Genomic DNA, 14,144 nt, shown 5'->3' with positions numbered 1-14,144 from the left:
GACGCTGCTTACGGTCTTTGACACCTTGGGTATCAAGCACACCGCGCAGAATGTGGTAACGCACACCTGGAAGGTCTTTTACACGGCCGCCGCGGATCAGAACCACAGAGTGTTCCTGAAGGTTGTGGCTTTCACCGGGGATGTAAGAGATGACTTCGAAACCGTTGGTCAGGCGCACTTTGGCAACCTTACGCATGGCGGAGTTCGGTTTCTTAGGTGTCGTTGTATAGACGCGTGTGCAAACGCCACGCTTCTGAGGGCAGGATTCCAGGTGCATCGACTTGGATCGTGTGACTTTTGGCTGGCGCGGCTTGCGGATCAGCTGCTGAATCGTTGGCATCGTTTGATGTTCCCATCTATTCACATTTGGGCGCGTTAACGGCGCGGGGTTTGACTTACATGCCCTTCACGTCCGAAAAGCACAAAAATTCCGCAGTCGAACCCTTACCGGAGGTTCGGTGCGGTAGGTATACAGAGGAACAAGACAGTAAAAGCGTCCGGTTCTTGACCACTACAACTCTGATATCGGGACAAACGAGGGATACCCCCGAGGCCCGGATGAGCGGCGTATAGGGCCTTGCTGAATGGCTGTCAACAGCCCGGCATTGTGTTCAGGGCACCGCCGCACGACAACCAGCATTGATATCCAAAAGCACACGGGAACGGTGACCCTGTCATTGCATAGCACATGCTGGGTGGTCCCTTTGATGTCATGCCCAAAAAATGGGGCGTTTCAGTTCTTCATCAAAGGTTTTCAACATGAAATCAGCACACTTGTCCCTCGTCGCCCTGACCCTGACTGCGGCTTGTGCAACGCCAAATGTCCCCAGCGTCACATCCACCGATGTGGATCGCGCCTTTGGCGAGGCGGCCTACCTTAGCACCCTGCCCGCCACTGTCCCCTACGATCTGCCCACCGGATCAGTCACCTATGATGGACAAATCGGGGCCGATGTCGGCGGTGACGCACAGGGCCAGATGCTGGCTGACATGACGATGCAAGTCAGATTCGATTCCGACGCCATTGGGGGCACGGTCAGCAACATCAACCTGCTTGATACAACAGGCCTGCCCGAACAGCGCCTTGACGGCACCCTGGAAATCGCTGGATTCGAAAACGAAGGCGATCTGGGTGGCATTGCGACCGGTCAGGTCACCGGTGTCGATGGCGGTGGACGGGTAATTGACGCAGATATGGTTCTGGACCTGCGCGGTTCAGTCATCAATGATCAGTGGTATGGCGATGCGGTTTATGGGTCTGCCACGGGGACCACATCAGGCGACGTGAACCTGGGTCTCAACGGGGTCTTCTTTGGCACGGAACGTTAACGGCGCTGGTCGGGGATCGGCTTGGTGCGGATGCGCAGCTTTGCTTCACGATACAGCGTGAAAAGCCCGGTTGCCACAACGATAAACGCCCCGATCAGCGTCAGAAGGTTGGGCCATTCATCAAACACCACGATCCCAAGGATCAACGCCACCAGCAGACCGGCATAGCGGAACGGCGCGACAAAGGCGATTTCACCGGCACGCATGGCCGTCACCGAAAAGACGTACCCAAAAATCAGAAAGCCGGTCGCCCCGAACAAAAGAAACGCCGACCGTTGTGTGAACGGGGCAAGGTCCACAAACGCGGACCCGACCCCGCCCATCAGCGTTACGCCCACCGCCGCAACCAGCGCCACAAAGACCGACGGCACCGTGACCGACATGCGTCGCACCACGACATCGCGCAGGGTAACGCAAGCAACGGCCGCCAAGGCGTAAAAACTGAAAAGGCTGAAATCCGCGCCCCCCGGCTGGATGATCAGCAACACACCCGCAAAGCCGACGCAAATCGCAGTCAAACGGCGCCAGCCCAGCGCCTCTCCCAGAAACACTGCGGCAGCCAGACTGACCGCCAGCGGCAGCGCCTGCAGGATTGCGCTGACATTCGCGATAGGCATGTGAAACAGGGCCGTCAGAAAAAAGAATGTGCCCCCGATTTCGCCCAATGTGCGCAACAAGACAAGCATCCAGTCCCGGCGGGACAGGTTGAACCGCAACTGCCCCAGCAGCTTGCACATGATGGCCAGGCAAATCACCGCGCCGATGCCGCGAAACAGGATCGCCTGAAACAACGGGATATCAGCCAAGACCAGTTTCATGAAAGCGTCGTTGACAGTGTAGGCGCACATTGCCCCCACCATCAAAAGTGCCCCACGGATATTGTCGGAAAAACCTACCATAAAGGTGGCGTATCAGCGCTTTGCACCGGGCACCAGTGCAGACTGATGGTCGTGCATGATCGGCCCGTTACCGTTCTTGCAGGGTCTGGATATAATAGACCAAGGCGAGGATGCGGCCCTGCACAATCTCTTCTCCGGACACGCCGGGATGCACTGTTTTTGGCAAGGCTTCAATCTCGAATATATCGCCCCAGATTGGCATCGCCGAACTGCCGTGTGCGGCGATTTCGCGGCGACCGTCGATGGATTGATAGACCTGACTGAATGGGAAAATACCGTTATTACGCGCAGCCAACGTACGCAGATTCGAAGGCGGCTGGCTAAAAAGTTCGGCGATTTCGCCATCGCCTGCCCCTTGGGAACCGTGGCAAACGGAACAATTTCGTTCAAATAAATCGCGGCCAATCTCGATTTCCTGCGCCAGTCCGGGCCCTGCTGCGCATATGACCACGCCCAAGGCAGCAATCTTTGGCATCTGTGATACTTTGAATTTCATCTTAGCCTCCGTTTGTTCGGTATTGGCGACAGCCAACTGCATGACCGATTAAATCGGATTATCGCTTTCTCGGATTGATCAATATCAACAGTGCGGGAAAGGGCGCTTTTTGGGGCGTCATAAACAAAAAGGCCCCCGCAAGCGGGGGCCTTTCACGTCACCTGCGAAGAGGTGGCTTATTCGTTATCACCCTCTGGCGTATCAATCATCACGTCATCCGATTGCATCTCGACCGGGGCAGCAAGGGCAGCGGCCTGTTCGGCCTCTTCCCGGCGCGCCTCGATCACGACACTGTCGCGGGCGGCAGCAACACGGCGCATTTGCTGGGTCGCACCGCCTGTCCCGGCAGGGATCAGACGCCCGACAATCACGTTCTCTTTCAGGCCAACCAGTTTGTCACGCTTGCCTTGAACCGATGCTTCGGTCAGCACACGCGTGGTTTCCTGGAATGACGCGGCAGAGATGAACGACCGGGTCTGCAAGGATGCCTTGGTAATCCCCAGCAGGATCGGTTCACCGGTGGCAGGCCGGTCACCACGGGCAAGAGCCTTGGCGTTCGCTTCGTCGAATTCCGCCTTGTCGACGTTCTCGCCCTTCAGAAGAACGGTGTCACCGCTGTCCTGAATCTCCCACTTCTGGAGCATCTGGCGCACAATGACTTCGATGTGCTTGTCGTTGATCTTCACACCTTGCAGGCGATAAACATCCTGCACCTCGTCGATCATGTAATCGGCAAGCGCCTCGACACCCATGACCGCAAGAATATCGTGCGGGGCCGGATTACCGTCCATGATGTAATCACCCTTCTGGACAAAGTCACCTTCCACGACGGGAATGTGCTTGCCCTTGGGCACCATGTATTCAACGCGGACATCCGCGTCATCGGCGCTTTCGATCGCGATGCGGCGCTTGTTCTTATAGTCCTTGCCAAAGCGCACGTAGCCATCGATTTCGGCGATGATCGCGTGATCCTTGGGCCGGCGGGCTTCGAACAGTTCGGCCACACGTGGCAGACCACCGGTGATGTCCTTTGTCTTGGCACCTTCACGCGGGATACGCGCGACAACGTCACCGGCCTTCACCTCTTCACCATCTTCGACAGACAGAACCGCATCAACGGACATGCCATAGGACACCGGATTACCGTCATCCTTGAGCGCAGGTTCGCCATCGGGGCCCACGATGATGATCTTGGGCGCAAGCTCGTTACCCTTGGGGGCCGCACGCCAGTCAGACACGATGCGCTGGGTCATGCCCGTCGCATCATCGGTGTCTTCGCGCACGGCAATCCCGTTAACCAGATCAACGTATTTGGCCGTACCGGATTTTTCAGCGATGATCGGCAGGGTGTATGGATCCCACTCGAACAGTTTGTCACCTCGGTGGACGGTATCGCCTTCCTTGACAAACACCTTGGAGCCATAGCCGACCTTGTGGGTCGCACGCTCCTCGCCATCTTCACCAACAATCGCAAGAACCATGTTCCGGCCCATGACGACGTTGTCGCCAGCCTGATTTTCCAGCAACTGCGCGTTGCGGAATTCAATTTTGCCGGGCTGCGACGCCTCTAGGAACGACTGTTGGCCACCCTGCGCAACGCCGCCGATGTGGAAGGTCCGCATCGTCAACTGTGTGCCGGGTTCACCGATGGATTGTGCCGCAATGATGCCCACAGCCTCGCCGATGTTCACCCGTGTGCCACGGGCCAGGTCACGACCGTAGCACATCGCGCAAACGCCATCTTCAGCTTCGCAGGTCAGCGGGCTGCGAATGCGCATCTTGCCGATGGCCGCGATGTCGATCATGTCGGCCTTGCGTTCGTCGATCAGTTCACCGGCCTCGACGATGACTTCGTCAGTGCCGGGCTTCAATACGTCATCGGCAGACACACGGCCCAGCACACGCTCGGCCAGCGACACCACGACTTCGCCATCGTTGATGGCAGCTTCGGCGGTGATTGCCCTCTCGGTTCCGCAATCGACCTCACGGACGATGCAATCCTGTGCCACGTCGACAAGACGCCGCGTCAGATAGCCAGAGTTCGCGGTCTTCAACGCCGTATCCGACAGACCCTTCCGGGCACCGTGGGTCGAGTTGAAGTATTCAAGAACGGTCAGACCTTCCTTGAAGTTCGAGATGATCGGCGTTTCGATGATCTCGCCGTTCGGCTTGGCCATCAGGCCGCGCATCCCGCCCAGCTGTTTCATCTGCGTGACCGAACCACGGGCACCGGAGTGGGCCATCATGTAAACCGAGTTCGGCTCACCTTCGGAACCATCTGCCCCTTTTGGTGTGGTCGAAATCGTGGTCATCATCGCGTCGGTGACCTTGTCGTTCGCTTTCGACCAGGCATCGACAACCTTGTTGTATTTTTCGCCTTGGGTAATCAGGCCGTCCATATACTGCTGTTCGAAATCCTTGACCTGCTCGCGGGTTTCGTCGACCAGCGTCCATTTGGTATCCGGCACGACCATGTCGTCCTTGCCAAAGGAAATGCCCGCCTTGAATGCCTCGCGGAAACCCATGGTCATGATCTGGTCGCAGAAAATGACCGATTCCTTCTGGCCGCAATAGCGGTAGACGGTATCAATGATCTGCTGCACTTCTTTCTTGCGCAGCAAGCGGTTGACCAGCGAAAACGGTGCCTTGGCATTCAGCGGCAACAGTGCGCCCAGACGCAAACGGCCCGGCGTGGTTTCAAAGCGGGTCACCACCTCGTTGCCCTCGTCGTCAATCTGCATCATCCGCGCCTGAATTCTGGCATGCAGATGGACCTCGCCAGCGGTCAGCGCATGTTCGACTTCGTCGATATTGCTGAACGACATGCCTTCGCCCTTCATGCCTTCGCGCATGATGGTCGTATAGTAGAGACCAAGAATCATATCCTGTGACGGCACGATGATTGGCGCGCCGTTGGCAGGCGACAATACGTTGTTCGTGGACATCATCAGCACGCGGGCTTCCAACTGGGCCTCAAGGCTCAAGGGCACGTGAACGGCCATCTGGTCACCGTCAAAGTCGGCGTTGAAGGCCGAACACACCAGCGGGTGCAGCTGAATGGCCTTGCCTTCGATCAAAACGGGTTCGAACGCCTGAATGCCAAGACGGTGCAGCGTGGGCGCACGGTTCAGCATGACAGGGTGTTCGCGGATCACTTCATCCAGAATGTCCCAAACCTCGGGCCGCTCTTTTTCCACCAGTTTCTTGGCTTGCTTCACGGTGCTGGAAAGGCCCTTGGCCTCCAGCCGTGAATAGATAAACGGCTTGAACAGTTCGAGCGCCATCTTTTTCGGCAGGCCGCACTGGTGCAACTTCAGTTCCGGACCGGTCACAATGACCGAACGACCCGAAAAGTCGACCCGCTTACCCAAAAGGTTCTGACGGAAACGACCCTGCTTACCCTTGAGCATATCGGACAGCGATTTCAGCGGACGCTTGTTGGCACCCGTAATCACGCGGCCACGACGACCGTTGTCAAACAGCGCATCGACAGATTCCTGCAACATCCGCTTTTCGTTGCGCACGATGATGTCTGGCGCGCGCAATTCGATCAGACGCTTCAGACGGTTGTTCCGGTTGATGACCCGGCGATACAGATCGTTCAGGTCGGACGTCGCGAAACGGCCACCGTCCAGCGGCACCAGCGGGCGCAGTTCTGGCGGGATCACAGGGATCACGGTCAGAACCATCCATTCTGGGCGGTTGCCGGATTCAAGGAAGCTCTCGACGATCTTCAGGCGCTTGATGATTTTCTTGGGCTTCAGTTCACCTGTCGCCTCTTTCAGGTCAGCGCGCAGTTGTTCAGCCTCGGATTCCAGATCGATCTGGGCCAGCATTTCGCGGATCGCTTCAGCACCGATATTGGCCTGGAACGCGTCCATGCCGTAAAGGTCCTGTGCGTCGTTGAATTCTTCCTCGGTCATCAACTGGCCATAGGTCAGGTCGGTCAGGCCGGGCTCGATCACGACGTAGTTTTCGAAATACAGAATCCGTTCCAGATCGCGCAGCGTCATGTCCAGCATCAGGCCGATGCGGGATGGCAGCGATTTCAGGAACCAGATGTGCGCGACGGGTGCGGCCAGTTCGATATGGCCCATCCGTTCACGGCGGACCTTTTGCAAGGTCACTTCCACGCCGCATTTTTCGCAGACAACGCCGCGATACTTCATGCGCTTGTATTTGCCGCACAGGCATTCGTAATCCTTGATCGGCCCAAAGATACGCGCGCAGAAAAGACCGTCGCGCTCTGGTTTGAACGTACGGTAGTTGATGGTTTCGGGCTTTTTGATCTCACCGAAAGACCACGACAGGATCCGTTCGGGGGATGCCAGCGACACCTTGATTTCGTCAAACGTTTTCACCGGGGCGACCGGGTTGAACGGGTTGTTTGTCAGTTCCTGGTTCATCTTCAATTCCTTGAATTGGGGTGCATTGGGGGAGGGGAAGCGATCAAATTTCTAGAAATTTGATCGGCCCCAAGAAATTTCGAGAAATTTCTATTCCTCGTCCTCCGCATCCAGGAGTTCCATGTTGAGGCCGAGGCCCCGGACTTCTTTCACAAGCACGTTGAAGGACTCAGGCACGCCTGCCTCGAAGTTGTCCTCGCCTTTGACGATGCTTTCATAGACTTTCGTCCGCCCCGCCACGTCATCAGACTTGACTGTCAGCATTTCCTGCAGGGTGTAGGCAGCGCCATAGGCTTCCAGTGCCCAGACTTCCATTTCCCCGAAACGCTGGCCGCCGAACTGGGCTTTACCACCCAGCGGCTGCTGCGTGACAAGGCTGTAAGGCCCGGTGGAACGCGCGTGGATCTTGTCGTCGACCAGGTGGTGCAGTTTCAGCAGGTATTTGACACCCACGGTCACCTTGCGGCTGAACTGTTCACCTGTCCGGCCATCGTAAAGCACCGACTGACCAGACGTGTCGAAACCGGCACGCGTCAGCGCATCGTTCACGTCAGCCTCTTTTGCACCATCAAAGACAGGTGTTGCGATCGGCACACCGCGGGTCACGTTTCCTGCGGCCTCCAACAACTGTTCCTGATCCATACCAGCGATGCCTTCTTCATAGACATCGTCGCCATAAACGATCTTCATCGCGTCACGCACGGGGGTCAGATCACCGGAACGCCGGTATTCACCCAGCGCCTCGTCGATCTGGATACCCAGACCACGTGCGGCCCAGCCCATGTGGGTTTCAAGGATCTGACCGACGTTCATGCGCGACGGCACACCCAGCGGGTTCAGACAGAAATCCACCGGCGTCCCGTCAGCAAGGAACGGCATGTCTTCCATCGGCACAACCTTGGAAATCACACCCTTGTTGCCGTGACGACCGGCCATCTTGTCACCGGGCTGCAGTTTGCGCTTCACAGCCACGAAGACCTTGACCATCTTCATCACGCCCGGAGGCAGATCATCGCCGCGGCGGACCTTTTCGACCTTGTCCTCGAACCGGGCATCCATTGCACGCTTCTGGATCTCGTATTGCTCGTTCAGGGCCTCGACGATTTTCGCGTCATCCTCGTCTTCCATGGCAAGCTGCCACCACTGACCACGGCTGAGACCGGCAACGCTTTCCTCGGTGACGATTGTTCCGGCCTTAAAGCCCTTTGGCCCCTTTGCCGCTTTCTTGTCGCCGATGATATCCCACAGACGGGCATAGATGTTGCGGTCAAGGATCGCCATTTCGTCGTCGCGGTCGCGGGCCAGACGTTCGACTTCTTCACGCTCGATCTGGAGCGCGCGTTCGTCTTTTTCCACGCCATGACGGTTGAAGACGCGCACCTCGACCACCGTGCCAAAGTCACCGGGCGGCAGGCGCAAGGACGTGTCACGCACATCGGATGCCTTTTCACCAAAGATGGCGCGCAGCAGCTTTTCTTCTGGCGTCATCGGGCTTTCGCCCTTTGGTGTGATCTTGCCGACCAGAATATCCGCTGGCCCGACCTCGGCCCCGATATAGACGATCCCTGCTTCGTCAAGGTTGCGCAGGGCTTCCTCGCCGACGTTGGGAATGTCGCGGGTGATTTCCTCTGGACCAAGTTTCGTGTCACGGGCGGCGACTTCGAATTCCTCGATGTGGATCGAGGTAAAGACGTCGTCGCGCACGATACGTTCAGAGATCAGGATACTGTCTTCGTAGTTGTAGCCGTTCCACGGCATAAACGCGACGACCACGTTCTTGCCCAGTGCCAGTTCGCCGATATCGGTCGATGGACCGTCGGCAATGACTTCGCCCTTGCGCACCGTATCACCCACTTTCACCAGCGGACGCTGGTTGATGCAGGTATTCTGGTTCGACCGCTGGAATTTGCGCATGCGGTAGATATCAACCCCCGCATCGCCCAGTTCCAGATCGGATGTCGCACGGATCACGATACGCTGCGCATCGACCTGGTCGATAATTCCGCCGCGTTTCGCCATGATCGCCGCGCCACTGTCGCGCGCCACGACTTCCTCGATGCCGGTCCCCACCAACGGGGCCTCGGCCTGAAGCAACGGCACAGCCTGACGCTGCATGTTCGAACCCATCAGCGCGCGGTTGGCGTCATCGTTTTCCAGGAACGGAATGAGCGAAGCCGCAACCGATACCAGCTGTTTTGGCGACACGTCGATCAGGTCCACGTTTTCGCGCGGGGCCAGCGTGTAGTCGCCGTTCATCCGGGTCGAGACCAGATCGTTCTTGAACGATCCGTCTTCGTTCATGTTCGCGTTGGCCTGCGCCACGGTGTGGCGCATTTCCTCGGTTGCGGACATGTATTGCACTTCGTCCGTAACTTTGCCGTCAACGACTTTGCGATAAGGTGTTTCGATAAAGCCGTATTTGTTGACACGGGCGAATGTCGCAAGGCTGTTGATCAGACCAATGTTCGGCCCTTCGGGCGTTTCAATCGGGCACATCCGGCCATAATGGGTGGGGTGCACGTCGCGCACCTCAAATCCGGCACGTTCGCGCGTCAGACCGCCGGGCCCAAGGGCCGACAGGCGGCGCTTGTGCGTCACTTCGGACAGCGGGTTGGTCTGGTCCATGAACTGCGACAACTGGCTAGACCCAAAGAATTCGCGCACGGCAGCAGCAGCTGGTTTCGCGTTGATCAGATCCTGCGGCATGACCGTATCGATTTCGACCGATGACATGCGTTCCTTGATCGCGCGTTCCATCCGCAGAAGGCCGACGCGGTACTGGTTTTCCATCAGCTCGCCAACAGAACGGACGCGGCGGTTACCAAGGTGGTCAATATCGTCGATATCGCCCTTGCCGTCGCGCAGTTCGACCAGCGCCTTGATGCAGGCAACGATGTCTTCGCGGCGCAGGGTGCGCATCGTATCCTCGGCGTCCAGGTTCAGGCGCATATTCATCTTGACACGGCCCACAGCGGACAGGTCATAGCGCTCGCTGTCAAAGAACAGCGTGTCGAACAGCGCACTAGCAGAGTCGACGGTAGGCGGCTCGCCCGGACGCATCACACGGTAAATATCCATGAGCGCGGTTTCGCGGTTCATGTTCTTGTCGGCAGCCATCGTGTTGCGGATGTAGGCACCGACATTGATGTTATCGATGTCCAGCACGGGGATCGTGGTGATGCCTGCATCAACCAGATCCTTCAGTGTACCGCCGATGACATCGCCAGCTTTGTCCATCTCCAGTGTCAGCTCATCGCCGGCCTCGACGTAGATCTCACCGGTTTCTTCGTTGATGATGTCGCACGCAACAAATTTGCCGACGATGTTTTCATACGGCAGTAGCAGTTCGGTCACTTCGCCTGCATCAATCAGTTTCTTGACGGACCGCGGGGTCACTTTTTCGCCGGCTTTGGCAATGACTTCGCCGGTTTTGGCATCCACCAGATCGAATGCTGGCCGGGTGCCGCGCACGCGCTCGGGGAAGAATTTCGTCACCCACGAATGGCTTTTCGCGTCCAGCTTGTATTCAACCGTGTCATAATAGGCATTCATGATGCCTTCCTGGTCCAGCCCCAGCGCATAAAGCAGGGTGGTCACGGGCAGCTTGCGGCGGCGGTCGATGCGCGCAAACACAAGATCCTTGGCATCGAATTCGAAATCAAGCCAGCTGCCGCGGTAGGGAATGATGCGGCAGGCAAACAGCAGTTTGCCCGACGAATGGGTCTTGCCCTTGTCGTGGTCAAAGAACACGCCGGGCGAACGGTGCATCTGGGATACGATCACACGTTCGGTGCCGTTGACGACAAACGTGCCGTTGGGCGTCATCAGGGGCATATCACCCATGAACACGTCTTGTTCCTTGATGTCCTTGACGGACTTCGCACCGGTATCTTCGTCCACATCGAACACGATCAGACGCAGCGTCACCTTGAGAGGCGCCGAATAGGTCATGTCGCGCTGCTGACATTCCTCAACGTCGTATTTCGGCTTTTCCAGCTCGTACTTGACGAATTCAAGCACGGCGGTTTCGTTGAAATCCTTGATCGGGAAAACCGACTGAAAGACACCCTTGATGCCTTCGCCGTCAAGCGGCGTGTCACTGTCACCGGAACGCAGGAACAGATCATAGGAAGATTTCTGAACCTCGATGAGGTTCGGCATTTCAAGAACTTCGCGGATTTTGCCGTAGTATTTACGCAGGCGTTTGTGACCGAGGAACGAGGAAGCCATATGCGGTGTCACCTTTTGTTTGTCTCTCGAATGCGGCATCGCCCGGGCTGCGATCCCTCATCCATTTGACCGGGGGTTCATGTCTATTCGTGGCTGCCGTCCCACCGGCACCCTCCCGACATATTTAACCTACCCAAGGGGACGGCCAATCTTTGGCCGACCGCTAAGACAGGTTTGGCTGGACGCACATATCGCGCGTCCAGCCATATTAATGGCGAAAATAAACCTCGCCTGAAACCGGCTTAGGCCAGTTCGACCTCTGCGCCAGCTGCTTCCAGCTTTGCTTTGATCTCTTCGGCATCTGCTTTCGAAGCGCCTTCTTTGATCTTGCCGCCAGCTTCGACCAGATCCTTGGCTTCTTTCAGGCCAAGACCGGTGATGCCGCGGACTTCCTTGATGACGTTGATTTTCTGTGCGCCAGCGTTCTTCAGCACAACATCAAATTCAGTCTTTTCTTCAGCAGCTTCTGCTTCGCCGCCAGCTGGACCAGCCATCATCACTGCACCGCCAGCTGCGGGCTCGATGCCATACTCGTCCTTGAGGATGGTTTTCAGTTCTTGTGCTTCGAGAAGGGTCAGACCAACAATCTCTTCAGCCAGTTTTTTCAGATCAGCCATTTTATGCTTTCCGTTTCCGTTAAGTGTGTTCCAACGTCAGGGATTCAACCCCAAGACAGTTCAGATGCTTTATGCAGCTTTCTCTTCGATGGTCGAAAGAATGCTCGCGATGTTCGAAGCAGGCGCGCCAATGGCCCCGGCGATGTTGCTTGCAGGTGCAGCGATGCAACCCACGATGGAAGCGATAAGCTCCTCGCGGCTTGGCATCCCGGCAACCGCTTTCACACCAGCGACGTCCAGTGCCGTATCACCCATTGCACCACCCAGAATGACCAGTTTGTCATTCTTTTTGGCGTATCCATCGACCACTTTCGCCGCAGCGACAGGATCTTCGGAATAGGCAAGTACGGTCATGCCCATCAGGTAATCAGCAATGCTTGCGCATGGCTTACCTTCAAGGGCGATCTTGGCGAGCTTGTTCTTGGCAACGCGCACGGACCCACCCGCGTCACGCATTTGTGCGCGCAGGTCCTGCATTTCAGCAACTGTCATGCCTTCGTAGCGGGCAACCACTACGACGCCAGAGCTTTCAAAGATCTGGCCGAGATCGTCGACCAGCTGTTCTTTTTGTGCTCTATCCACAGTTTTACTCCAAGTTTGGGGTTTCCCCCGGCTCAATTTTGTCACACGCAAAAGGCGCCCGACAGTCTACAGTCCATGCAAACGGGGCGGCCAAGCGTGATCGAGAAGAGCCTCGAAAATGCTGGTCTATCCCGTCTCAGGCAGGAATTATAGGCATGTGGCCCACCCACCGTCTCGGACGAATAAAGGCCCGAACGAATCAATCTTTCGGGCCTGTGGTGGTGGTTACTGCCTATAACCCCGAAAGCCAACCCCCGATTTGACTGCGCGGCCCTGACCGCACCCCGGAACACGGGATTTCAGATCTGCAAAAAACGAAACGGCAGACCCAAAGGGCCTGCCGTACGTCACCAGAATGGTGAAAATTTTACGCGTTGCCTGTGGCGGACGCAATATCAACAGATACGCCAGGACCCATAGTCGAGGTGACGTTGATCTTTTTCATATACGTGCCCTTGGCGCCCGATGGCTTGGCCTTGCCAACAGCATCAACGAAAGCAAGCATGTTTTCTTCCAATTGCTTGGCCGAGAAAGAGGCCTTGCCGATGCCTGCATGCACAACACCGGCTTTTTCGGCCTTGAACTGCACCTGACCACCTTTAGCCGCTTCAACTGCTTCCTTGACGTCCATGGTCACGGTGCCAACACGCGGGTTGGGCATCAGATTACGGGGGCCCAGAACCTTGCCCAGACGGCCGACGATGGCCATCATGTCAGGGGTCGCGATGCAACGATCGAAATCAATCGTCCCGCCCTGAATGGTTTCCATCAGGTCCTCTGCACCGACAATGTCGGCGCCAGCGGCTTTCGCCTCTTCTGCCTTGTCGCCACGGGCGAAAACAGCAACGCGCACGGTCTTGCCGGTGCCATTGGGCAGGTTGACCGTGCCGCGCACCATCTGGTCAGCGTGACGGGGATCAACACCCAACTGCATTGCAATTTCAACGGTTTCGTCGAATTTGGCAGTGGCGTTCCCTTTTACCAGTGCCACGGCTTCGGACACCGATACATTGTGCTTGCCAGCGAATGCTTCGCGCGCTGCGGTTGTGCGCTTACCGAACTTTGCCATTACTTGACCTCCACACCCATCGAACGGGCAGAACCCGCGATGATCAGCATTGCGCCTTCGATCGACGTCGCGTTGAGGTCTTTCATCTTGGCTTCGGCGATTTCACGAACCTGCTTGCCCGTGATCGAACCAGCGGTCGCTTTGCCCGGGGTCTTGGACCCGGATTGCAGCTTGGCGGCTTTCTTGATGTAATAAGACGCAGGTGGCGTCTTGATTTCCATCGAGAACGATTTGTCCTGATAATATGTAATCACGGTCGGGCAAGGTGCGCCCACTTCCATTTCAGCGGTCTTTGCATTGAACGCCTTGCAGAATTCCATGATGTTGATGCCGCGCTGACCCAGCGCAGGACCGACAGGCGGGGACGGGTTGGCTTTGCCTGCAGGAACCTGCAGCTTCAGCGTTCCCATTACTTTCTTGGCCATGGGGCCTCTCCTTTTTCAGCGGTGGGTTGGACCCACCCTACATTTGCCCTTGCGGGCGGTGATGCCGTGGTTCGCGTTCCCGCTCCCACGT

The 14,144-nt window shown here is 57.0% G+C and carries 10 protein-coding genes; 1 reads left to right on the top strand and 9 read right to left on the bottom strand.

Annotation, left to right across the window (positions count from 1 at the left end):
• Positions 1-340 (bottom strand): 30S ribosomal protein S12 (gene rpsL / locus ACTG4B_RS14610; RefSeq protein WP_439156435.1); only part of this gene is annotated, 340 nt, incomplete at its 3' end.
• A 419-nt stretch (positions 341-759) separates the two neighbouring features.
• Here rpsL and ACTG4B_RS14605 point away from each other — a divergent pair.
• Entirely contained in the window at positions 760-1,329 is a 570-nt protein-coding gene (locus ACTG4B_RS14605) for a hypothetical protein (protein ID WP_439156434.1), read from the top strand.
• Here ACTG4B_RS14605 and ACTG4B_RS14600 read toward each other — a convergent pair.
• From ACTG4B_RS14600 to rplK, 8 genes are all read right to left on the bottom strand, one after another.
• Positions 1,326-2,228, bottom strand: coding sequence for a DMT family transporter (locus ACTG4B_RS14600; RefSeq protein ID WP_439156433.1), 903 nt, complete (start codon positions 2,226-2,228; stop codon positions 1,326-1,328). The two genes, ACTG4B_RS14605 and ACTG4B_RS14600, sit on opposite strands and share 4 nt — an antisense overlap.
• A gap of 67 nt (positions 2,229-2,295) precedes the next feature.
• Positions 2,296-2,760, bottom strand: coding sequence for a c-type cytochrome (locus ACTG4B_RS14595; protein ID WP_439156432.1), 465 nt, complete (start codon positions 2,758-2,760; stop codon positions 2,296-2,298).
• A 140-nt stretch (positions 2,761-2,900) separates the two neighbouring features.
• Positions 2,901-7,130: a DNA-directed RNA polymerase subunit beta' gene (gene rpoC / locus ACTG4B_RS14590; RefSeq protein ID WP_439156431.1), complete on the bottom strand. Its 4,230-nt coding sequence runs from the start codon at positions 7,128-7,130 to the stop codon at positions 2,901-2,903.
• A gap of 90 nt (positions 7,131-7,220) precedes the next feature.
• Positions 7,221-11,360 carry a DNA-directed RNA polymerase subunit beta gene (rpoB, locus tag ACTG4B_RS14585; protein WP_439156430.1) on the bottom strand — a complete coding sequence of 1,380 codons (4,140 nt, stop codon included), beginning with the start codon at positions 11,358-11,360 and terminating at the stop codon, positions 7,221-7,223.
• 242 nt (positions 11,361-11,602) lie between these two features.
• On the bottom strand, positions 11,603-11,977 hold the full coding sequence (gene rplL, locus ACTG4B_RS14580) for a 50S ribosomal protein L7/L12 (RefSeq protein WP_439156429.1): 375 nt from the start codon (positions 11,975-11,977) through the stop codon (positions 11,603-11,605).
• A gap of 69 nt (positions 11,978-12,046) precedes the next feature.
• Positions 12,047-12,559 carry a 50S ribosomal protein L10 gene (rplJ, locus tag ACTG4B_RS14575; RefSeq protein WP_439156436.1) on the bottom strand — a complete coding sequence of 171 codons (513 nt, stop codon included), beginning with the start codon at positions 12,557-12,559 and terminating at the stop codon, positions 12,047-12,049.
• A gap of 367 nt (positions 12,560-12,926) precedes the next feature.
• A complete protein-coding gene (gene rplA / locus ACTG4B_RS14570; protein ID WP_439156428.1) occupies positions 12,927-13,628 on the bottom strand; it encodes a 50S ribosomal protein L1 in 702 nt (233 codons plus the stop codon).
• Positions 13,628-14,053, bottom strand: a complete 426-nt coding sequence (rplK, locus tag ACTG4B_RS14565; protein WP_439156427.1) for a 50S ribosomal protein L11 — start codon at positions 14,051-14,053, stop codon at positions 13,628-13,630. Before rplK ends, rplA begins: the two co-directional genes overlap by 1 nt.
• Positions 14,054-14,144: the final 91 nt, after the last annotated feature.

Source organism: Yoonia sp., from assembly GCF_965660735.1.
Lineage (GTDB): Bacteria > Pseudomonadota > Alphaproteobacteria > Rhodobacterales > Rhodobacteraceae > Yoonia.
The sequence above is the reverse complement of the archived record's forward strand: the minus strand, read 5'-3'. Positions and strand labels throughout refer to the sequence as shown.

Coding starts and splice junctions, on each gene's coding strand:
- rplA (WP_439156428.1), bottom strand. CDS start 13,628: ATGGCAAAGTTCGGTAAGCGCACAACCGCAGCGCGCGAAGCATTCGCT.
- ACTG4B_RS14600 (WP_439156433.1), bottom strand. CDS start 2,228: ATGGTAGGTTTTTCCGACAATATCCGTGGGGCACTTTTGATGGTGGGG.
- rpoC (WP_439156431.1), bottom strand. CDS start 7,130: ATGAACCAGGAACTGACAAACAACCCGTTCAACCCGGTCGCCCCGGTG.
- rplL (WP_439156429.1), bottom strand. CDS start 11,977: ATGGCTGATCTGAAAAAACTGGCTGAAGAGATTGTTGGTCTGACCCTT.
- rpoB (WP_439156430.1), bottom strand. CDS start 11,360: ATGGCTTCCTCGTTCCTCGGTCACAAACGCCTGCGTAAATACTACGGC.
- ACTG4B_RS14605 (WP_439156434.1), top strand. CDS start 760: ATGAAATCAGCACACTTGTCCCTCGTCGCCCTGACCCTGACTGCGGCT.
- rplK (WP_439156427.1), bottom strand. CDS start 14,053: ATGGCCAAGAAAGTAATGGGAACGCTGAAGCTGCAGGTTCCTGCAGGC.